General features: G+C 35.9%; 20 protein-coding genes. 17 read left to right on the top strand and 3 right to left on the bottom strand.

The window, feature by feature from the left end; genetic code table 11:
* The first annotated feature begins 103 nt into the window (after window positions 1-103).
* Both LZ578_RS10945 and LZ578_RS10940 read left to right on the top strand, forming a co-directional pair.
* Window positions 104-835, top strand: a complete 732-nt coding sequence (locus LZ578_RS10945; protein ID WP_235145211.1) for a response regulator transcription factor — start codon at window positions 104-106, stop codon at window positions 833-835.
* Window positions 832-2,253 carry a HAMP domain-containing sensor histidine kinase gene (locus tag LZ578_RS10940; RefSeq protein ID WP_235145210.1) on the top strand — a complete coding sequence of 474 codons (1,422 nt, stop codon included), beginning with the start codon at window positions 832-834 and terminating at the stop codon, window positions 2,251-2,253. Before LZ578_RS10945 ends, LZ578_RS10940 begins: the two co-directional genes overlap by 4 nt.
* Before the next feature lie 64 nt (window positions 2,254-2,317).
* On the opposite strand, the gene LZ578_RS10935 is transcribed toward LZ578_RS10940, so the two are convergent.
* Window positions 2,318-4,495 carry an LTA synthase family protein gene (locus LZ578_RS10935; RefSeq protein WP_235145209.1) on the bottom strand — a complete coding sequence of 726 codons (2,178 nt, stop codon included), beginning with the start codon at window positions 4,493-4,495 and terminating at the stop codon, window positions 2,318-2,320.
* Window positions 4,496-4,705: 210 nt separating this feature from the next.
* Here LZ578_RS10935 and LZ578_RS10930 point away from each other — a divergent pair, with 210 nt between their 5' ends.
* Window positions 4,706-5,899 carry a class I SAM-dependent rRNA methyltransferase gene (locus LZ578_RS10930; protein ID WP_235145208.1) on the top strand — a complete coding sequence of 398 codons (1,194 nt, stop codon included), beginning with the start codon at window positions 4,706-4,708 and terminating at the stop codon, window positions 5,897-5,899.
* A gap of 89 nt (window positions 5,900-5,988) precedes the next feature.
* On the opposite strand, the gene LZ578_RS10925 is transcribed toward LZ578_RS10930, so the two are convergent.
* Window positions 5,989-7,251, bottom strand: coding sequence for an NAD(P)/FAD-dependent oxidoreductase (locus LZ578_RS10925; protein ID WP_235145207.1), 1,263 nt, complete (start codon window positions 7,249-7,251; stop codon window positions 5,989-5,991).
* A gap of 175 nt (window positions 7,252-7,426) precedes the next feature.
* Between LZ578_RS10925 and LZ578_RS10920 the strand changes: the two genes are divergently transcribed.
* From LZ578_RS10920 to LZ578_RS10910, 3 genes are all read left to right on the top strand, one after another.
* Window positions 7,427-7,963: a hypothetical protein gene (locus LZ578_RS10920; RefSeq protein WP_235145206.1), complete on the top strand. Its 537-nt coding sequence runs from the start codon at window positions 7,427-7,429 to the stop codon at window positions 7,961-7,963.
* Window positions 7,964-8,124: 161 nt separating this feature from the next.
* Window positions 8,125-8,826, top strand: coding sequence for an ABC transporter ATP-binding protein (locus LZ578_RS10915; protein WP_235145205.1), 702 nt, complete (start codon window positions 8,125-8,127; stop codon window positions 8,824-8,826).
* A gap of 12 nt (window positions 8,827-8,838) precedes the next feature.
* The gene (locus LZ578_RS10910) at window positions 8,839-12,726 is read left to right on the top strand and encodes an FtsX-like permease family protein (protein ID WP_235145204.1); all 3,888 of its coding nucleotides are present in this window, start codon (window positions 8,839-8,841) and stop codon (window positions 12,724-12,726) included.
* A 46-nt stretch (window positions 12,727-12,772) separates the two neighbouring features.
* Here LZ578_RS10910 and LZ578_RS10905 read toward each other — a convergent pair whose 3' ends face one another.
* Window positions 12,773-13,282: an aromatic acid exporter family protein gene (locus tag LZ578_RS10905; RefSeq protein ID WP_235145203.1), complete on the bottom strand. Its 510-nt coding sequence runs from the start codon at window positions 13,280-13,282 to the stop codon at window positions 12,773-12,775.
* 307 nt (window positions 13,283-13,589) lie between these two features.
* Between LZ578_RS10905 and LZ578_RS10900 the strand changes: the two genes are divergently transcribed.
* From LZ578_RS10900 to LZ578_RS10850, 11 genes are all read left to right on the top strand, one after another.
* Window positions 13,590-14,768 (top strand): ABC transporter substrate-binding protein, encoded by a 1,179-nt coding sequence (locus LZ578_RS10900; RefSeq protein WP_235145202.1) that lies wholly within the window; start codon window positions 13,590-13,592, stop codon window positions 14,766-14,768.
* A 136-nt stretch (window positions 14,769-14,904) separates the two neighbouring features.
* Window positions 14,905-15,783, top strand: coding sequence for a branched-chain amino acid ABC transporter permease (locus tag LZ578_RS10895; RefSeq protein ID WP_235145201.1), 879 nt, complete (start codon window positions 14,905-14,907; stop codon window positions 15,781-15,783).
* Between the two features lie 10 nt (window positions 15,784-15,793).
* On the top strand, window positions 15,794-16,792 hold the full coding sequence (locus LZ578_RS10890; RefSeq protein ID WP_235145200.1) for a branched-chain amino acid ABC transporter permease: 999 nt from the start codon (window positions 15,794-15,796) through the stop codon (window positions 16,790-16,792).
* Window positions 16,789-17,562 carry an ABC transporter ATP-binding protein gene (locus tag LZ578_RS10885; RefSeq protein ID WP_235145199.1) on the top strand — a complete coding sequence of 258 codons (774 nt, stop codon included), beginning with the start codon at window positions 16,789-16,791 and terminating at the stop codon, window positions 17,560-17,562. The genes LZ578_RS10890 and LZ578_RS10885 overlap by 4 nt, the downstream gene beginning before the upstream one ends.
* A gap of 1 nt (window position 17,563) precedes the next feature.
* Window positions 17,564-18,268 carry an ABC transporter ATP-binding protein gene (locus tag LZ578_RS10880; RefSeq protein WP_235145198.1) on the top strand — a complete coding sequence of 235 codons (705 nt, stop codon included), beginning with the start codon at window positions 17,564-17,566 and terminating at the stop codon, window positions 18,266-18,268.
* A 3-nt stretch (window positions 18,269-18,271) separates the two neighbouring features.
* Entirely contained in the window at window positions 18,272-18,925 is a 654-nt protein-coding gene (locus tag LZ578_RS10875; RefSeq protein WP_235145197.1) for a CBS and ACT domain-containing protein, read from the top strand.
* 196 nt (window positions 18,926-19,121) lie between these two features.
* Complete coding sequence (locus LZ578_RS10870) at window positions 19,122-19,670, top strand: hypothetical protein (RefSeq protein ID WP_311198577.1); 549 nt, start codon at window positions 19,122-19,124, stop codon at window positions 19,668-19,670.
* Between the two features lie 392 nt (window positions 19,671-20,062).
* Window positions 20,063-20,659, top strand: coding sequence for a D-alanyl-D-alanine carboxypeptidase family protein (locus tag LZ578_RS10865; RefSeq protein ID WP_235145196.1), 597 nt, complete (start codon window positions 20,063-20,065; stop codon window positions 20,657-20,659).
* A gap of 99 nt (window positions 20,660-20,758) precedes the next feature.
* A complete protein-coding gene (locus tag LZ578_RS10860; RefSeq protein ID WP_235145195.1) occupies window positions 20,759-21,322 on the top strand; it encodes a glycoside hydrolase family 73 protein in 564 nt (187 codons plus the stop codon).
* Window positions 21,323-21,343: 21 nt separating this feature from the next.
* Window positions 21,344-21,685, top strand: a complete 342-nt coding sequence (locus LZ578_RS10855; RefSeq protein WP_235145194.1) for a hypothetical protein — start codon at window positions 21,344-21,346, stop codon at window positions 21,683-21,685.
* Window positions 21,676-22,443 carry an ATP-grasp domain-containing protein gene (locus tag LZ578_RS10850; protein WP_311198625.1) on the top strand — a complete coding sequence of 256 codons (768 nt, stop codon included), beginning with the start codon at window positions 21,676-21,678 and terminating at the stop codon, window positions 22,441-22,443. The genes LZ578_RS10855 and LZ578_RS10850 overlap by 10 nt, the downstream gene beginning before the upstream one ends.
* Window positions 22,444-22,480: the final 37 nt, after the last annotated feature.

The following is a 22,480-nucleotide window of genomic DNA, read 5'->3' as shown; positions in this document are numbered from 1 at the left end:
AGAATTCTGGTAAACTATTCTTGAGAAGAACTCTAAAGAATCTAAGGAGCTATAAAAAAGACATCATTGATTCATGAAAATAAAAAAGGAAAAGGTGAAGAACATGAATATTTTAATGATTGAAGACAATGAAGCAGTTTGCGAAATGATGAATATGTTTTTTGAAAAAGAAGATTGGGATGTTGAATTTCAAACCGATGGGAAAGCAGGATTGGATGTATTTAATGAAGATAGTGAAAAGTGGGACATGATTATTCTTGATTTGAACCTGCCAAGTATGGACGGGATGCAAGTGTGTCGCGAAATCAGAAAAAAATCAAATTATGTACCGATTATCATGCTGACTGCCCGTGATTCCGAAAGTGATCAAGTGATAGGCTTAGAAATTGGTGCAGATGAATATGTAACAAAACCATTCAGTCCCTTAACTCTAATGGCACGAATGAAGGCATTATACAGACGATCTCAACTTACAAAAACAGGTGATAACGGACAAGAAGATGCCAGTCGTTTTGATATTGTAACGCAACATGTAAAAATCAGTATTTCAACTAGAGAAGCTTATTTGGATGGGGAAATTATTGAGAGTTTAACTCCCAAGGAATTCGAAATATTTACGTTGTTGGCAGAACATCCGCGACAAGTGTTTTCAAGGGAGCACATCTTAACAAGTATCTGGGAAGATCCTTACTTTGGAGATGAACGAACCATCGATGCTCACATTAAAAAGCTTCGTCAAAAAATAGAAATAGCAGGACCACAAGTTATTCAAACGGTTTGGGGTGTTGGTTATAAGTTTGATGATTCAGGATTGAACGGAGTGGTGGATCATTGAAATACCTTTATAAACAAATTATTGCTTTTTTCATCGTTGTTTTAATAACGGTAGCTACTTCAGGAATTATTTTTATTCGATTTTTAGTAACGAATATTTACGAAGATAAAGAAGCACAACTGTTTGGGTATGCAGAATCAGTGATTGACCAAAATATGTCTATTCAGGATATCGAAAATGGAATTAAAGTAATTTCCAATCAAGATGTTATTTTAGCTATTTACGATAAGAAAGATGAGTTAGTATATCCGACGACTGCCAATCATCAGTATTCTAGTGGACTATCTCAAGAAGATATTCAACGATTACAAGAAGGAGAAAGAATTTCTCTTACAGAACGAGATCGTGGGTTTATGAATGAAGATTTTTCAATCGTAACAGTGTATTTACCCTTATTTAACAGAACCTCTACTAATTTTTCTGGATTTGTCGCAGTAGCTTCACCAGTTAGTGGGATTCAAAAACAAATCGAAGAAATACGTACAAATTCTCTTTTAACCGTTCTAATTTCAGGTGGGATTTCTATTATTATTAGTATTGGGTTTGCAAATTATTTATCTCGTCGGATTGTTCGAATGAGAAATGCTACACGTGAGATCACTCAAGGAAATTTTGATATTTCACTGGAAAATCATCATCGTGATGAATTTGATGAACTATCTCAAGATTTCAATCTGATGGTAGGTTCGTTAAAAGACTCCCAACAAGAGATTGAAAGACAGGAAAATTTACGACGTCAATTTATGATGGATGTTGCACATGAGATGAGAACGCCATTAACGACGATTCATGGAATTCTTGAAGGGTTAGAACATGATATGATTCCTGAAAAAAGTAAGGAAAGAAGTCTCACCATCATGCATAATGAGACTCGCCGAATGATTCGTATGGTAAATGAAAACTTAGATTATGAAAAGATTCGTTCTGATCAAATCGTTTTAGTAAAACAAGAGTTTCTTGCTCAAGATGCTCTTCAAAATGTAAAAGAACAACTGGAAAAGAAAGCCACGAGTAAAGGTAATAAAATAGAAGTGATCATCCAAACACCTGATATGAAAATCTATGCAGACTATGATCGTTTCATTCAAATTCTCGTTAACTTAACTACAAATGCTATTCAATTTACTGAAAATGGGAATATTCATTTAGAGGCAGAAGAAACAAAAGAGGGAACGATTATTAAGGTTCGTGATACTGGACAAGGAATCGATAAAAAGGATATTTTAAGTATTTGGGAAAGATATTATAAAGCGGATATCTCTAGAAAAAACAATAAATTTGGCGAATCAGGAATAGGTTTAGCCATTGTAAAATCACTAGTAAAAAGTCATCAAGGTGAAATTGAAGTGGAAAGTATCCTAGGGAAAGGAACTACATTTACAATTCAATTTCCACCTAAAAATATAATAGAAAAATAAAAAGAGAAAGCCGCTAAAGTTGAACGTCAACTTTAGCGGCTTTCTTTTTTTAGATTAGTAGGTGCTATTCTAGAAGGTTTGTTTCTAAGACTTCTTTTTCGCTACTAGTATTTTCTGAGTCTAGTTCTGTTTCTGTTTGATTTGCTGGAAATTCTGGAGCATCCGTTTTGTAAAGAGGGACACTTGATTTTCCGTTATTTTGTTGAATCAATGAGGTTCCTTCGTCACCAGCTTCTTTTCGATCTTCCAACAACTGTGCAGGAGAATCTAAATAATTATGGGCATCTCTATCAGCAGGAATAAAGTCTGCTGGAGAGTAGAAGCGTAGAAGGTCTCCGTTTATAATTTGATCAGAAATCATTAATTGTTTTTGAGAGGCTTCTTTTATTCTATTAACTTCATTTTGATAATCAGTAACACTGTCTTCAGAGCTCATCAGAGCTGAATTGCCTGTTTTTGTATCATAAATAGAGTTTCCAATGATTGTGTACTCAGGAGTGATTGTAATTCCATTTCGGAAGGGAACAATCTGGTTTCGTTCTTCTGATAATAAATCTTGGCCTAATTGTACGTATGTTTCTGTCTGAATTCCTAATAGATGCATTAAGGTTGGCAAAGCGTCTACTTGTCCACCATAAGTATCTTGGATACTTCCATTGCCTAATCCAGGAATGTGAATAATCATCGGAACTCTTTGTAACATAGCATTATCATATTCTCCCCAAGTTCGCGAACTTTTTCCTAACAAAGGAGCAAGAGTAGTATTACGTGAATTAGAAATTCCAAAATGGTCTCCGTATAAAATGAAGATGGTGTCTTCGTAGAGACCTGAATCTTTCATGTATTGGAAAAACTCTTCCACTGCTTGATCAGCGTAATGTGCAGTATTAAAATAACCTGTAACCGTTGAATCCGGGGTCTCTGGTATTTCATAGACTGTATTTAATTCATCTTCAGGAAATGGGAAATGATTTGATACCGTCAAGAATTTCGTATAAAAAGGTTGTTCCATTTGTTCTAGATACTGCACGGATTCTTGTAGGAATAATTTATCTTTCAAGCCATATTCCAAAGAGTTTTCATCATTTAAAGTATAACTAGTCTCGGCACTAAAGAAATAATCGTATCCCATTGCTTTGTACGTATTATCTCTATTCCAAAAACTACCTACATTTCCATGGAAAACAGCACTCGTATAGCCTTTATTTTTTAAAATTTGTGGTGCAGCATGGAAGGTATTATCCGAACCAGCTTGAGTAAAGGCAGAACCTTGTGGTAATCCAAATAGAGAATTATCCATTAATAGTTCAGCATCGCTTGTCTTTCCTTGACCTGTTTGATGGAAAAAATTAGAAAAACTAATCGAATCTTCGTTGTCATACAGACTATTCAAGAAAGGAGTTACTTCACTTTGCGTTCCATCTTTCTCAATCATGGATAGATTAATGATAAATTGTTGCATACTTTCTAAATGAACGTAGACAATATTTCGACCTTCTGCTTTTCCAAAGTAGGCTTCATTTGGTTCAGCGTGATGGTCTTCTAAATAATCTAATACAGTAGCCATATCTGAACTATCTGCGCTGGCACGAACAGAATTTGCCTTTGCAGTCTGAACACCATCATAAATAGTATACACATTGAGACCCAAATACTTTACAATGTAGTTACGGTCAAAGGTTCGTGTTAATAATTGTGGTCGGCTAATTTCTGCAAGATTTAAATTGAATAGGAAAACTAGAATAGAAACAATCATAGTAGTAAAAGCCATTTTTTTCTTAAGTGAATAAGAAATTTGTGATGTTTTTTTCTTTCTATACAAATGAATCATCAAAATGAAGTCAATCCAATAGACAATGTCCGTTAACTTGAACATTTGAAAAATACTTGGTCCGATACTTTTTGTGATACTAGCAGAACTAAGTATAGATTTTATCGTAATGAAGTCTGAGAATTCTCGATAATAAAGAATATTTGAAAATAGTAATAGAGAGTTTAAAAAGTAAAGAAGGAGTAAAGCACGATTGCTTTTTTTAGAGTCAGAAAAGAATAGGGATAATCCGAAAATAAAAATTGTGCTTGCTAATGGATTCAAGAAAAGAATCAATTGCTGAAAGGCCCCATCTACACCCAATGAAAAGTCTAAATGATAAGCAAGATACGTTTTCAGCCAAAAGAGTAAAATGGCTATGAGAAAGAAACCATATTTCTTAAAGAAGGTTTCTTTTAAAGTTATTTTCAATTTGGTACCTCCTAAATTTTATATGGATAAAATTAAACGTAATCTTTCCATGAGTATGTGTATTATAAAATTTAATTTTTTTATAGTCAAATGATGGGAGCGAATACAAAAGAGATTTCTAATAAAAGACTCATAAACGAATCAAATACGGTATACTGAATAGAACCGAAATAGCTGAGATGACGATTAAAAAAAGAAAGCAGGAGAAAAATGAAACAAAAAAGAAGTATATCCATAAAAAGACAAGCACAAAAAGATATAGAAAAGGGAAATCCCTTATTACAAGAAGTATGTTTTCCTAATGAAATTACATTTAAAGAAGGGGAAATTGTTGAGTTAGTAGGCCAAAAGGGAGAATTTGTAGCCCAAGCTTACCTTGCAAAACAAAATAAAGGAGTTGGCTGGGTATTTAGTCGTACCAATGATATTGATTTCGATGGAAGCTTCTTTCTCCAACAATTTTACCATGCATTTGAAAGAAGACAAAAGCTAATGTCCGATGAGTTAACGAATACGTATCGTTTGTTTAACGGTGAAGGAGATGGAATTCCTGGACTTACGATTGATTATTATGCTGGATATGTTGTTTTCTCTTGGTACAGTGAAGGGATTTATTTGTATCAAGAAGAAATTTTATCTGCATTTAATGAAGTCTTTCCTGATATAGTAGGAATCTATGAAAAATATCGTTACAAGCGTGAAGATGGCCAAACAAGTAAGTTAATTATGGGAGAAGAAGCAGAAGCTCCGCTTGTTGTTAAAGAGAACGGCTTGAACTTTGCCGCATATTTAGATGAAGGTTGGATGACTGGTATTTTCTTAGATCAACGTGAAGTGCGTCAAGCTCTTCAAGATCGTTATGCAGCTGGGAAATCAGTTCTGAATACCTTTAGTTATACTGGAGCATTCTCCGTAGCAGCAGCAATGGGAGGAGCCTCTCATACAGCTAGTGTCGATGTAGCAAACCGTTCTAAAGATAAAACGAAAGAACAATTTCTTTTAAATGGACTAGATCCAGAAGAGTCCACTATTCGGGTAATGGATGTGTTTGATTACATTCAATTTGCAAAACGTAAGAGTTTGCAATTTGATGTCATTGTGGTAGATCCGCCAAGTTTTGCTCGTACAAAGAAACGAGTGTTCTCTGTTTCTAAAGATTATGGACAAATGATTGAAGATTTGATTGATATCTCTGCACCAGACGCTGTATTTATTCTGTCTTCCAATGCTGCCAACTATAAACGTAAAAACTTTAGAGATGATATTGAAACAGCTTTCCGTAACAAAAAACAGCAATATACACTTTTAGAAGAATTCAGATTGCCAGAAGATTTCCCAATACCAAAAGGAAGTCAAACGAGTGATTATTTGAAAGTATCCATCGTTCAAAAAAGAAGCAAATAGAGTCTCATTTATTTAAAGGGAATAGAAAAACATCAGGCCCCTCAAAAGTTAATCCTTTTGAGGGGCCTGATGTTTTTATTTTTGTTAGTTTATTTATCTGTAGCCGCGTGGGTTCCAGCAGTATGCCCCGTAACGAAGGCTCCGGTAATGTTGTAGCCTCCCGTATAGCCATTGTAATCTAGTAATTCACCGCAAAAATACATGCCTTTTGCTTTTTTACTTTCCATCGTTTTAGGATTCACTTCTTTAGTTGAGACTCCACCACCGGTTACAAAGGCTTTGTCCAAAGGAAGTGTACCATCTGCTTGGAATGGGAAATCTTTACAGAAGTGTGCAAAGTCTTGAATTTCTTTTAAGACAAGTGTTTTTAAAGGACTATGCTCATCGATTCCTACTTGTTGCAATCCAAATAAGAGGTATCGCTCCGGTAGAAGTTCTTTCCAGCCATTTTTAACACTTTTTTCTGGTTCGCTTTTTATGAGTTTTCGTAAGGACTGTTCTACTTGCTGTTCGCTTTGATCAGGGAAAACATCCAAAGACATCTGGACCGTATCCGTTTTATCCCGTTTCTTTGTTTGATGAACAAACATCGAACAACGAAGAGCAGCGGGACCAGAAACGCCAAAATGTGTGAAAATCATATCCATTTGATGGCTAACAACTACTTTACCTTTTTTATTTTTAACAGACATCTTCACGTCTCTTAAAGATAAGCCCTTTAGAATCCTTTCTACAATAAAAGAATCTGGGGAAGTAATAGGGGCTTCGGTAGGGTATAGTTCTGTAATCGTATGACCTGCAGATTCGGCAAAAAGATAGCCATCTCCAGTAGAACCCGTTCGCGAATATGTTTTCCCTCCGGTAGCAAGAACGATTCGATCTGCCGGAATTTCTTCGTCAGTGTTTAATTTTAATCCACGTATAGCATTCTCAGAATCAAACAGAATTTTTTCAACAATAGCATCGGTTCGTACCGTAACTTTTTGATTTTCTAATTCTTCAATAAACGTTTCTAAGATTGTTTTTGCCTTATTCGTGACTGGAAACATTCTTCCATGATCTTCCTCTTTCAGTGCGACTCCTTTACTTGTAAAAAAGTTCATAATGTCATATTGCGAGAATTGATGGAACGCTCCATGCAGAAAACGACCGTTTCCTGGAATATGAGCAATAATTTCAGATTCAGGACGGTTATTGGTGACATTACAACGCCCGCCTCCGGTTAAAAGCATTTTTCTGCCTAAAACTTTATTTTTTTCGATGAGTGTGACTTGAGCACCTGCTTTTGCTGCGGTACATGCAGCCATCAGCCCACTGGAACCTCCGCCGATTACGATCACTTGATGTTTCATATGTTTTATATATTCTCCATTCTATCCTTTGTTTTATACCCACATTTAGGTTTCGGTTTATTTTAACATAATGAAGGAGCAAAACGCTATTTGATAGGTATTAGTTTTTCTTTCCATGAAAAACATTTTGAAAGTATAGTATAATAGAGAAAATAAGCTAAAGGGGACGATACTTATGAACTTTTCAAAAGTAATCCAATTATCTCAATCGGCAAAAGGCTACCAACAAATTAAACTGACCAATGCACAGATTGAAGAAATTGAAAAATCCGGACGACGAGCTATTCCAGAAAAAATAATAGGTGACTTCTTTCATATCTCCATGATTCGTAGCGAAGAGGTATTAATGGAGAAAGATTCAGAAGAACTAACCGATATTTCTGAAGATACCAGTCGAGAATTGAGAGCGGGTGGACCAGTCTTTTTTGTTATTTCTGTAAAAGATGGTGAGCTGTCAACTGAGTTAATTTCTTTTTATACGGGAATGATTATGGCTACTATGCAATTACAAATTACAGACTTGCTACTAGGCTATAGTTTCTCAGCACCTCAAGAAAAATTACGTCTTTTAAATATGCCAGAATGGAAAAATAGACTAGACGTCCCCCGTGACTATTCGGTTGTTCAAATATTAAAAGTTGGTTATCCTGATGAACCAGTAAATAAAAGAGTACCTTATCTGGGAAGTTTACTTTCAAGAATTTTAGACTAAACAGTAGCCTATCTTTACGTGAAGCATCATGGACCATTATTTGGGTCTAGGGTGCTTTTTTAACTTGAAAAAATCTGTTATTTTGTATAAATTTTGTAAGGTACGGTATAATCATTTAAATGGATGAGATGAATAAAGTATAGAGAAAAGAAGTGAAGCAAATGGCTTATATTTCATTAAAAGATGTCAGTAAATTTTATAAAATGGGTGAAACAACGATTGTTGCAAATGATAAAATTAGTTTTGATATTAATCAAGGTGAATTTGTTGTGATTTTGGGACCTTCTGGAGCCGGGAAATCGACCGTTCTAAATATTTTAGGAGGAATGGATAAGGCCGATGAAGGGGATATTATCATTGATACAATAAACATTGGTAAATATTCTAACAAAGAATTAACGACCTTTCGTCGCTTAGATGTAGGATTTATTTTTCAATTTTATAATCTGGTCCCTAATCTAACCGCAAAAGAAAATGTCGAACTAGCTTCTCAGATTTCCGGTCGCGCACGAGATGCGGTAGAAGTTTTGACGGACGTAGGTTTGCTGGAGCGAATGGATAATTTTCCCGCTCAATTGTCTGGGGGAGAACAGCAACGTGTAGCAATTGCTCGAGCGATTGCGAAACAGCCCAAAATACTTCTTTGTGATGAACCCACGGGAGCACTTGATTACGAAACTGGAAAACAAGTATTACGATTGCTACAAAATACGTGTCGTGATACAGGTACGACTGTTGTACTCATTACCCATAATCAAGCAATTGCTCCTATGGCAGATCGAGTGATTGAGATTAATAATGCTGAAGTTCGTGCGATACATGAAAACCCAAATCCGAAACCTGTTTCTGAAATAGAGTGGTAAGGGGCTGATGATATGAAAAAGAAAGCTCTCTGGAAAGATATTTGGATCGAAATTTGGAATAATAAAGCAAGGTTTTTGGCTCTTTTTGCCATTATTTTATTAGGTGTGGGTTTCTTTGGAGGAATTAAAGCAACCGGACCGAATATGCTGGATACGGCTGATCAATATTATGCAGACTATAAACTCTTTGATCTAAAAGTATTATCTAATTTTGGAATAGAAGAAAAAGATGTAGAGGTACTCAATGAAATTGAAGACATTAAAGCTACCCCTATGCGAACCATTGATATTGATATGCAGGAAGAAGAGTTTCTAGTAAAACTTTATCCTTTGCAAGATGAAAAAGAAAGCCCCAATCAATATGCAATTATCTCCGGAAGACTTCCTGAAAAAAGTGGGGAAATTGCATTGGATGCCAATCAGGTATTTGAATCGAAATTCAAAGTGGGAGATATGATTCGGTTTAATCATGAGATAGCAAAAGATGAAGAAGATAACGAAGAAGATACAGAGGAATCTGAAATAGAAGTAGATTCCGCTATCACTTTAGAAGAACAAGCGTACAAGGTTGTAGGATTCGTAAACTCTCCTGTCTATATTGATCGAATCAATCGTGGGAATACCCAAGTAGGAAAAGGGAACCTAGATGGATTTGGTGTTGTTTTCGAAGAGGATATTCATGGGGAAATTTATACAGAAACGTATGTGCAAGTTGATGTAGATGAAAAACTAATTGCGTATACGAATGAATATGATGATGAAGTAGAAAGTAAAAAAGAAGAAATAGAGCTAGCTTTAAATGGTCGTCCTTTAGAAAGAGTGAATGAAATTCGCGCTGAAGGAAAGAAAGAAATCAGAAAAGCAGAGCAGAAATTAGAAGATGCAAAAGAAGAACTAAGTAAAGCTGAAAAAGAACTTCAAGAAGGCCGAGAGGAATTAGATGAAGGTCAAAAGGAATACAATCAGCAAAAACAAGAATTTGATGAAAAAATAGCTGATGCAGAAGTAGAAATCGCTCAGCAGCAACAAACGATTGATGATGGATGGTCAGACTACCAAGAAGGACTTGCTACTTGGGAAGAAAATGCCAAGAAATATGCAGATGCAAAAGCAGCTTGGCAAATCCAAAAAGAAAGTCTGTTGCAACAGGTAGATTCTGCTATTTCTCTAGAAGGATTGGCTCAAAATCCAATTCCAGGTGAAGAAGGCGAAATGCTGGCTCAAAGTATTCAAGAATTGTTGGATGGTGAAGCAGCTATTGAAGATGCAAAAGCCCAGATGAAGGCACACCAAAAAACACTTGATACCCAAGAAGTGCAATTAGAAGAAGCACAATTGACCTTGGATGAGCACATCCAACAATCAGAAGGATTAAAGCAAAAAATTGCAGAAGAAACAGAAGCTTTACAAATACTAGAAGAACAACTTGCATCTGCTCAGTTAGAATCCCGCCAAGTCCAATTAGAGACTGCTCAAGATTTCCTCTCGGAAAACTTTGAGGAACTAACGGAAGAGCGCAAGGAGGAGATGAGAGGCATATGGAACGGCCTTGAAGAAGTACTACCATTTCATCAGTCATTCCTCCAATATTTAGACGGAAGCCTTTCAGCGACTGATATGGAGGGGCTTGTCGCAACGGAAATTAATGAACTTCAAGGACTTCAAAAAGTTCAGGAAGAAATTGATAGCAAAAAAGCCTCCATTGCAAATGATGAAGCGATTATTCAAGAACTTAATGTGGAAGCACGACAAGCCACGTTATTGGTAAGTGGTCAAGAATTAGAAGTAGCGAAGAATCGATTAATGGAGGAAGCAAAAGCATTAGAAACGCAAGAACAAAATCTTCAACAAGCACGTACTATTTTGTTGTCAGAAGTTCAAACGGCGATGCAAGGCGTACAAGAGCAAATTGCTGGAGCAGATGCTCAGTTTTCAGAACAAGGTGCAGCACTAGAAGCTGCTCGTACCGAACTGGAAGCGGCAAGCAATGAGTTAAAAATAGGCCAAGAAAAATTAGATCAAGGAAAAGCTGAATTAGCCAATCAAAAAGCAGAAGGGGAAACAGCTTTAGCAGAAGCTTTAAATGATATTCAAAAAGGGGAAGCAGACTATCAAGAAGGATTCAATGAATTCGAAGAAAAACGAGTGGATGCTGAAAAAGAAATTGCCGATGGTCAAGTAGAAATAAATAAAGCAATGAGTGAGTTAATGCGATTAGATGAACCGATTTATTTCGTGCAAGATCGTTCGGTTAATCCTGGCTATCAAGAGTATCAAGATAATGCCAATCGTATGTCAGCCATCGCATCTATTTTCCCTGTATTCTTCTTCATGATTGCAGCGCTCGTTAGTTTTACAACGATGACCCGAATGGTAGATGAACAGCGTCAACAAATGGGAACATTAAAAGGACTTGGATATGGAAATATAGATATCGCACAGAAGTTTTTAGTTTATTCAATAATTGCTGGAGTTGCAGGTACGATTTTCGGATTGATATTCGGATATAATTTATTTCCTACTATTATTTATCGAGCATATGGTTCCCTTTATAACTTACCAGATATTCGTATTCACTATTATTTATCCTACGCACTGATTGCTTTCTTAATAGCAATGCTTTGCACGGTTGGGCCATCTATTCTAGCGACTACGAGAACCTTACGAGAAAATCCTGCATCATTGATGCGTCCAAAAGCTCCCAAGATTGGAAAAAGAGTGTTTTTAGAAAGATTTCCTTTTATCTGGAGTCGTTTAGGATTTAACGCTAAAATAACGGTACGGAATTTAGTACGTTATAAAGCTCGTAACTCTATGACTATTTTTGGAGTCGCGGGTTGTACAGCATTAATTTTGACTGGTTTTGCTCTTAAGGACTCTATTTCTGGCTTAGCAGAGACCCAATTTGGCGATGTGATGCGGTATCAGGCAGTAGTAGCTTTGAAACCAGACCAAACAACGAGTGACCTAAGAGAATATGATGAGACCATTGCAGAGTATTCTGAAATAGAAGATCATCTTCACGTTTTACAATCTGCTTATAAAGTAGAAAAAGAAGGGGTCAACCTTCAAGATGTAACCGTCTTTGTTCCGGAAAGTACAGAAGAATTGTCGGAGTTTGTACGTTTACAAGATCGCAATAAACAAACTCCTTATGAACTAACAAATGGAGGAGCCATCATTTCTGAGAAACTAGCCATTCTGATGGATGTTGGTCCAGGAGATGAACTAGTTATTCGTGACGATGAAGAGATGAAGTATACGATTCCGATTCAATCCGTCACCGAAAACTATACCGGGCACTATCTTTATTTAACAACTAAAGTATATGAAGATATCTTTTCAGAAAAATATGTTCCCAATACAGATTTACTTTTATATGAAGAAGATCGTAAATGGGAAGATAATTTTGCTTCAAAAGTAATGGATGGATCACAAGTAGCAGTAGTGACCTTCATAGACACAATCGATCGTGCCTTTGCAGATACATTGGAGAGCCTAGATGTGATTACACTGGTTCTGATTATATCAGCAGCAGCACTAGCTTTTGTAGTCTTATATAATCTAACGAATATTAATGTTTCTGAACGAATTAGAGAACTTTCAACTATTAAAGTTTTAGGGTTTTATGATTTGGAAGTTAGTATGTATATCTATCGGGAAACCTTTATCTTAACGTTACTAGGAATTTTCTTTGGATTTATTCTGGGAAGCGTATTGAGTGGAGTCGTTCTGAAAATGGTTGAAGTTGACTTCATGCTATTTCCAGTTACGATTTTACCACTGAGCTATCTTTACTCAGCATTGTTATCCATGGTGTTTTCTGCAGTAGTGATGATTATCATGCATCGTAAATTAAAAAATGTAGATATGATTGAAGCATTAAAATCAGTTGAATAAATTAAAAAGAGAGACCGGGAAAAAAATCCGGTCTCTCTTTTTAATTTTAAGGATTCTCTATTTTCTTTAATCCTTTTGGTGGAAATACTAGATTAACTCCTATCGCAACGAGAGAACCAATAAAAGTATCCAATACCCGTTGACTCGCGTATAGGAAAGATTCGTGAGAAGCAGTGTTGAAGTAAATTACAAAGAAAGCAGCCATTCCACCAACAATTGCTGGGCTTAAATCTAAAAAATTACACAGCATAATAAATAAAACAATAGCAATCATGACCCCGAAAAGGTCCACAGAAAAAGTCCATCCCGTTACTTGTTTTGTATAAACAAGGGAAAGAGCAAGAATAGCTGCCAATAAGGTTGCCCCGACTCTCCTGATACCAAAGTGAAAAGATCGTGCACTATCTTCTCTCAGAGCAAAAACAGTTGCTAAACAGGCAAGCATAGGACTTCCTCTTTGTAAAAGTCGAAAAAGGAGGATACAGATTCCAGCTGCTAAACTGGTTTTTAAATTTCGTCTACCAATCGTCAATTTATCAGGATTTAGTTTAAGCACGTTGATTTCCACCTATCATTATCTTTTGAGATTTTAATCATTAGTATAACATAAGGTCCTCTTTGTAAATTAACTTTTGAAAGATAAATTCTTTTGTTTGTGGAGGGAATCATCATTAAATCAACGATAGTAAAAGAATAAAAAAAGGTAACAAAAAGAATTTAAAAAAAATTAATGAAAAGAGTTGCTTAAGTTGTCAGAATATTCTATACTATGAACATTAAAATTTAAGGAGAAAACGATGGTTTTTTTCTTATTATTTAAAAATAAAAAATATCAATGAGATTGATAAGTGGAGGGTATTATAATGAAAAGAAAATACTGGTTAGGTCTAGCAACTACTTTGTTACTCGCTGCTTGCGGTAATGGTGCAGAAACAGATTCAGCAGGAGATACTACTGGAAGCACAGGTTCAAGTGAAAGTGCCGTTATCGGCGGAAACTTTGAGTTATCTGGTGGAGCAAGTGCTTATGGAACACCAATGGATCAAGCTGTGAAGCTCGCTGTTAATCTCATGAATGATTCAGGTGGAGTATTAGGAGAAGATGTAACCTATGTTTCTTATGACAATACGTCAACCCCTTCAGAAGCAGCTAGTATTGCTACTCGTCTAGCTACAGAAGATAAAGTATCCGCAATTATCGGACCGGCAACGACTGGAGATGCAAACGCACAAACACCTGCTCTTACACGAGCAAAAGTTCCTGCAATTTTACCTGCAGCAACTGGAGATAGTGTAACGATGCAAGAAGGAGAATCTGTTCTAGAATATATCTTCCGTGTTTGTTTCCAAGACTCCTTCCAAGGAGAAGTTTTAGCTAACTTTGCCCAAAACGATTTAAGTGCTGATAAAGCTGTTATCTTGTGGGATAACTCAACCGATTATGGTTTAGGTCTAGCAGATGCATTTAAAAATGTATTTACTGGCGAAATTGTAGCAGAAGAAAACTTTACAGTTGGAGACACTGATTTCCAAGCAATTTTGACGAATATCCGTTCAAAAGATTTTGATGTTTTGTTTATCCCAGGATACTACGAAGAAGCAGGTCTATTGATTAAGCAAGCACGTGAAATGGGAATTGATCAACCAATCTTAGGACCAGATGGTTTTGCGAATACAACTTTAGTAGAATTGGCTAGTGCAGGTAATGTGAATGATGTTTACTATACCGGTCACTTTACTCCAAACAGTGAAAACCAAAATGTTAAAGATTTCTTAGCAGCTTATGAAGATGAGTATGGCACAGATGCGGACTCATTTGCAGCATTAGCGTATGACGCAGCTAATCTTTTGTTTGAAGCAATTGAAGCAGCAGGAACAACTGATCCAGAAGCGGTAACAGAAGCAATCGCAAACACAACTGATTTTGAAGGAGTAACAGGAACTTTCTCCTTAGATGAAAATCATAACCCAGTTAAAGATACATATGTAATTGAATTACAAAATGGTGAAGAGGTAGGAAACACAGTCGTTTCTCCGAAATAATAAAAAAGAAAGACAAACTTATTCTTTTCGTATCTTCTTCCAATTATATGTGAGTAGAGGCTAAGACATCTGTCTCGGCCTCTTCTTCACTTGTAGATAAGTAGTTAAAAAAGCTTTAAATAAGAGAGGTGTAAACATGGAGAGCTTTATCCAACAGATGATAAATGGAATCTCACTAGGAAGTATTTATGCACTGATTGCACTAGGGTATACAATGGTGTACGGGATCATAAAACTAATCAATTTTTCTCACGGGGACGTTTATATGGTAGGAGCATATATTGGTTATGGACTCATTCGAAATGTAGGGTTGGGTCTCATTCCAGCTATTTTAATTTCGATGACACTATGCGCTTTGTTAGGAGTGATTATAGAAAAGGTTGCTTATAAACCATTACGAGGAGCAACTCGAATTGCAACTCTGATTACTGCAATTGGTGTTTCTTACTTATTGCAGAACCTGATGATTTACTTTATGACATCACAAAGAAGAGCTTTTCCAACTACCTTACAAAATCGGGTATTTTCATTAGGAAATATTACAATCAACTCCCAACAAATCACCATTATTTTAACAACTATTTTTTTGATGGCCGTTCTACAGTTCATTATTAAATATAGTAAAATGGGAAAAGCGATGCGTGCAGTAAGTACGGACATGGAAGCAGCTCAGTTAATGGGAATTAATGTTGATAATGTTATTTCATTTACATTTGTGCTGGGGTCGTCTTTGGCAGGAGCAGCAGGTGTATTAGTAGGAATATATTATAATTCAATTGACCCATTAATGGGAGTAACGTTAGGCTTGAAAGCCTTTGTTGCAGCAGTTTTCGGTGGAATTGGAATCATACCAGGTGCGATGGTCGGTGGATACTTAATTGGTATTATTGAAACGATTGTTAGTGCATATGGAGGATCCATGTTTAAAGATGCCGTTGTATATCTAATCCTAATTTTAATCCTGATTGTAAAACCATCAGGTATTTTCGGGAAAAATAGTAAAGAGAAAGTGTAGGTGAGTACAGATGAAACAATTTAATAAAAATAATGCAGGCTGGCTCATCCTTACCGTAATCGGAGCGCTAGCTCTTTATTTTGGTATTACTTCAGGACTCATTTCTCCTTTTTACCAAATCACATTAATGACTATTTTGATTAATATAATTCTTGCGGTTGGTTTAAATGTAGTAATCGGATTTTCTGGACAGTTTTCATTAGGTCATGCAGGATTTATGGCCATTGGAGCGTATAGTGGAGCCGTTATTGGGAAAATGGTCGATGGAATAGGTGGCTTCTTACTAGGATTAGTTGTTGGAAGTATCTTATCTATGACTGTGGCTCTCTTAGTAGGAATCCCTACTTTACGATTAAAAGGAGATTATCTAGCTATCGCTACACTAGGAGTTGCAGAAATCATCCGAATTATTATTATCAATTTACCAGATGTAACAAATGGGGCACGGGGAATTACTGGAATTTCTTTTCCATTTTCATCTAATTTGACATTTACCATGATGGCTTTTGGGGCCGTTGTTCTGACTACAATTATTACTGTTAATTTCATTCGGAGTAGCCCAGGTCGGGCCACTATATCTATTCGAGAAGATGAGATTGCTTCGGAGTCTATGGGCGTGAATACAACTTTTTACAAAGTAGTAGCCTTTATGCTAGGGGCAGCAACTGCAAGTATTGCAGGGTCTTTGTATGGAACGTTCTTTAGTGTAATTAATCCAAGTGACTTTACCTTCCAACGTTCGATTGATATTCTAATTATTGTTGTATTTGGTGGAATTGGAAGTATCACTGGAACTTTTGTTGCAGCGATTGCTTTAGGGGTTTTGAATACAAGTCTTCAATCTTTAGGAGATCTACGAATGATTTTTTATGCATTGGCACTGATTGCAATTATGGTATTCCGTCCAGGAGGACTATTAGGAACCAAAGAGTTTACCATTTCGGCACTACTGAATCGTTTGAGTCGTAAAAAGAAACCTCTGACAACAGATGAGGAGGGAAGCACATGAGTCTATTAACAGTAACGGATCTAACAAAAAACTTTGGTGGATTAGCAGCTCTTTCCAATGTTGATTTTCATTTAGAAGAAAATGAGTTGGTAGGATTAATTGGACCAAATGGAGCAGGGAAAACTACGTTCTTCAATCTTTTGACAGGAGTATATGTACCGTCAGAAGGCGATATTTATTTGGAAGAAAATGGTGAAAAGACAAGACTAAATGGGAAAAAACCTTATAAAATCACGAAATTAGGATTGGCACGAACCTTTCAAAATATTCGTTTATTTAAGGATTTATCTGTCATTGATAATGTGCGGATTGCTTTACATAGTAGAAAAGGAACAAATATTTTTAACAGTATATTTCGAACACCAGAATTTTATCGAAATGAAGAAATGTTGAAAGAAGAAGCTATTGAACTACTAAAAATATTTGAGTTGGAAAACAAGGTAGATGTATTGGCTCGCAATTTGCCATACGGAGAACAAAGAAGACTGGAAATTGTTCGAGCGCTCGCTACTCAACCAAAAATCTTGTTTTTAGATGAACCTGCAGCTGGAATGAATCCACAAGAGACAGCAGAGTTAACTCAACTAATTAAAAAAATTCAAAAACAATTTGCTATAACCGTTGTTTTAATTGAGCATGATATGTCTTTAGTAATGAACGTCTGTGAGCGAATTTATTGTTTGGAATATGGACGTTTAATTGCTCAAGGAACTCCGGCAGAAATTCAAAAAAATCCAGCGGTAATCAAAGCTTACTTGGGAGGAGACTAGGATGTTAAAAATAAAAAACCTCTCGGTCAATTATGGTATGATTCAAGCAGTGAAAGATGTTTCTTTTGAAGTAGAGGAAGGAGAAATCGTAACGCTAATTGGTGCAAATGGTGCTGGTAAATCTACGATTCTTCGAACCATATCCGGACTTGTCCGTTCTACTTCAGGATCCATTGAATATTTAGGGAAAGACATTACTAAAATGCCTTCTCGAAAAATTGTAGAAGAACGATTAATCCAAGTCCCAGAAGGCAGACACGTTTTTAAAGGATTAACGGTTCAAGAAAACTTAGATTTGGGCAGTTTTACTCGTAAAGATAAGTCTGGATTAAAAGCTGATTTAGAACATGTTTTTGATCGGTTTCCGATTTTAGCAGAAAGAAAAAATCAAGATGCGGCTACTTTATCAGGTGGAGAGCAACAAATGCTAGCAATGGGTCGAGCATTAATGTCGAAACCTAAATTATTGCTTTTAGATGAGCCTTCAATGGGCTTAGCACCTATTTTTATTAAAGAGATTTTCCATATTATCGAAGAAATCCAAAAACAAGGGACAACCATTCTTTTAATAGAACAAAATGCGAATGTAGCTTTGCAAGTAGCCAATCGCGGATATGTACTTGAAACTGGAAAAGTTGTTTTGGCTGATACGGGAGAAAATTTATTGAAGAGTGATGAAGTTCAAAAAGCATATCTAGGAGGATAATCCATGGATGTAAAAAGTTATATGTCGAATAATTTAGTTACCATTGATCCAAAAACTAAAATATTGGATGCATTGGATTTAATGAAAGAGCACCATATTCATCGCTTACCTGTTGTAAAAGAGGGGAAGCTAGTAGGTCTGATTACGGAAGGAGTGATTGGCAGAAATACTCCTTCAACGATGACGAGTTTAGATATGCACGAAGTCAATTATTTATTGAATAAAACAAATGTAGAAGACATTATGGAGAAAAAAGTAATAACAATCCATCAAGATGCATTGTTAGAAGAAGCCGCAGTGATGATGCGACAACACAATATAGGGGTATTACCAGTAGTAGAAGAAAGTTCAAAATTGGTAGGAATCATCACAGACAAAGATATGTTTGATGCCTTTATTGATGTTTTAGGTTTTTATACACCTGGAGTTCGAGTTGTAGTCAATGTGCCTGAAGACCGACGTGGTGTGTTGGAAGAAGTAACTGATTTATTTTTAGAATCAGAAATTAGTATCCAACAAATTGCGGTCTATCGGAAAACAGGATTAATTCAAGTCGTTATCCAGCTCGATAGTAAAGATGTTGAAGGTGTACAAAGTAGTTTAGAAGAAAAAGGTTTTGAAGTTGGTTCGATTATGTACAAAGAACCACAAGGATAAAAAAAGAGCGGAATAAAAGGCGTTTAGATTCGTGAAGTAGACGTAGGGTCTGCCTTTTACTGAAAATGGTTAAGAAGCAAGAAGAGCCTGAGACTTTTGTCTCAAGCTCTTCTTTTTCGTCTACTTTTATTAGATATTAGAAGATTATTACACGTGTTAGGTGTATAATGAGGTAAGTAAATCATGAGGAGGAAAAATGATGAACCAAGCATTGATAACAATTGTTTTACATGCCATCAAAGAACAGTATGTGACTGAGAAAGCTTTTTATTCGACGCAATTAGGGATATCCTCTCAAAGTTGGGATCGTTGGAAAAAAGGAGAACACGGATTAAAGCCAGATAATATGCAAGTTGTTGCGAAGCTTTTTACAGACTATGAATGGATGCTCGTACAAAAGGTGTGTCGAAATGCAGATATTCTACCAGAAGTTGCGGAAGAACCTGTTCGAGAATATCATTTCCTTAAATATCAAATTGCAAAAAAATGGCTTAAAACAGGAATTGCATCAGTGAAATGGCATAGTACGGAGAACCCTAAAGAGGACGTTTCTGTGCGAAAGTCTGCGGTTACGACCTTACGATTGGAAACTAATTATGACTTTTGGAGTTACAAAGATATTTTGGATCTTCGTTTACCTAGTGTTATTCGTCATCAAATTGAAGCTAAAAAAATTGATCTATTAGAATGGATGTCTGAAAATAATCCAGATACCATTCAAGAATTAAAAGAAACTAAAAAGTAAACTGAATTCTAAAGAATTTTATTTAGAATTACTCGGATATCCTGTTCCCATTGTGTTATCATAATAGACAAACAAAAAGATAAAAGAGGTACGAAAATGGCGAATAGGCATCATGAAAAAAGAAAAAACAATGGAGAAACCTGTTCATAGGAGTAGCTGCTTCGATTAGTATCGTTCTGTTTACTTCATGTGGAACCGAAACAGAAGACACTGGTCAAGAAACTAGTTCTTTTCAAACAGATACAAGTATTCAATCTAGTACGGAAGAATCTATATTAGAATCAAAAAATAGTGAAGAAATCGAATCTTCTTCTCAAACAGTAAAAGAAGAGCTAGAGGAACAGCTAATTGATACACCAAATGCCCATTCTTCTGATTGGAATTTGGTTCTAGTGAATCGCTATAATCAATTGGAAAAAGATATTGAATTTGAGCCTTACTACACAGCGAATGGAAGAATAATTGATAGTCGAATTGCGGAATCATATGAAAAAATGATAGCGGATGGTGAAGCACAAGGACTTCAGTTTATCTTGATTTCTAGTTATCGAAGTATCGCTCGCCAACAAGAAATTTATGATTCGGTGTATCAATCGAATATAAGTAAAGGCTATTCAGAAGAAGAAGCTACTCAAGAAACAGAAGAGTATATTGCATTGCCACATGCAAGTGAACATTCAACAGGGTTGGCAGTTGACATTACAGAACCTGTTCTCGATAGTCTTGGTGATGGATTAGTCGTAGAGTTTGAAGATACTGCAGAAGGCAAATGGTTACATGAACATGCAGCTGATTATGGATTTATTTTAAGGTATCCTCGTGGAAAAGAAGACATAACCATTATTGAATATGAATCATGGCATTTCCGTTATGTCGGTATAGAGCATGCTCGTTATATAAAAGAAAATGAGCTCACTTTAGAAGAGTATGTCGAAATTTTGAAAAAGAATGAAGAAATCCGTGCAAAAATAAAGAATGAAAATGGGTAGTCGATGAATAGTAAATGAGGAGAAAGAAATGAGAAAGAAAAATCAATTTAAAAAAAGAAACAGAAAAAGTCCTTTTTCCTTAATTGGATCATTCCTTTCTTGTTTGCAGCTTTAATTATTTACATGGCTGTTCAATCTTTGACAAATGGATATCAAAATCCAATGATGAGAGGGGAAACCCGAAGTGTTCTAGAAGAAAAAGAAGCTTTTGTAGAAGAAGTAGGCCTCATATCTCAACAAATGAAAGAAAAATACGGGGTATGGGCAAGCATTAGCATTGCTCAAGCCATTTTAGAATCTGACTGGGGGAAAAGTGACTTAACCATTCTTTATAATAACCTGTATGGTGTAAAGACAAATGATCCCTCTCAATCAGCCTTAATGAAAACAACCGAATATGTAAATGGAAAAGCAATAACGGTTCAAGCCTCTTTTAAAGTTTATGATAGTTTTTATGACTCTATTGAAGACCATGCTCAACTAATGGCAGAAGGAACTAGTTGGGATAACACGTTATACCATCGTGTTCTTCAAGCAAGTACGTATCAAGAAGCAGCAAAAGCTTTGCAAACAGCAGGATATGCAACTGATCCTAACTATCATGAAAAAATAATTGAATTAATAGAGCAATACGAATTATATCAGTATGATCAATCGTCATAAAGGCGGAATAGGGGGAAGTAAATGACGGAAAAGATTTTACCAGGTCAAACCATTGGGATTATTGGTGGCGGAAGTACAGCTCGGATGATTGCTTTGGCAGCAAAAAAGTTAGGATACTTCGTAGGTGTTTTAACAAATGAAAAAGACAGTCCAGCTGCTCAAGTGGCGGATTGGTATATCCTTGGTAGCTTTTTAAAACTAGAGGACTTAATGGGTTTAGCAGAGAAGTCTGATGTTTTGACGTATGAATCTGAAAAAATAGATGTTGATTTACTCTTATCACTACAACCTTATATTGATATTCCACAACTTTCAGATGTATCTAGTATCATGGAAGACCGTTTGATTGAAAGATTTTTTTAGAATCTCTAAATATCAATGTAGCTCCCTATGCTACCATCACAAATCTTGAAGATATTCAACATGCTGCCACTGGAATAGGTTTCCCCTCTATTTTAAAACCTGTTCGTGTAGAAAGAAATAAACCAGAAAATATCGTTCTCTATAGTGAACAAGATTTTGAAAAAGCCAGAGAACTTCTTCAAACAGGTACGTGTATGTTAGAAGCTTGGATTCCTTTTGAAAAAGAATTAGCAATAACGGTGGCAATGGGATCAACGGAAGCGAATATTACTCATTTCCCCGTTTCTCATACGATTTATAAAGCAGGAATATTGCAAACAACCATAACGCCTGCACAAATTGATTTAGAAATAAACGAAGCGATTCAACAAGTTGCTCAAACGATTGCGCGTTCTTTACAAATGCCTGGAATTTTAACAGTAGAATTATTTATAACGGCTGCGGGTGCTGTATATGTAAAGAAAATTATTTTATATCCACATGAATCTTGTGATTATTCAGTAGATGCCTGTAATGTTTCTCAATATGAATTGCTCGTTCGTTCTATTTGTGGGTTTCCTCTTCCGGAAATTACTCTTTGGAAATCTAATAAGAGTTATCCGGTTCTTGAAGAAGGATTTGAAAAGGCATTAAGAGATATTCAAGCTCATCCTGAATGGTTGTTCCACTTCTATGGAGAGGCTGCGAAAGAACCAGAAAGGAAAGTGGGACATCTTACTGTTTTGGATGAAAAAGAGGCAGAGCTCCCTAAAGAATAAAAAATGACTTCAGCGTTTTTCCGCTGAAGCATTTTTA

The organism is Jeotgalibaca sp. MA1X17-3 (assembly GCF_021513155.1).
In the GTDB taxonomy this organism is placed as follows: Bacteria; Bacillota; Bacilli; order Lactobacillales; family Aerococcaceae; genus Jeotgalibaca.
The sequence above is the reverse complement of the archived record's forward strand: the minus strand, read 5'-3'. Positions and strand labels throughout refer to the sequence as shown.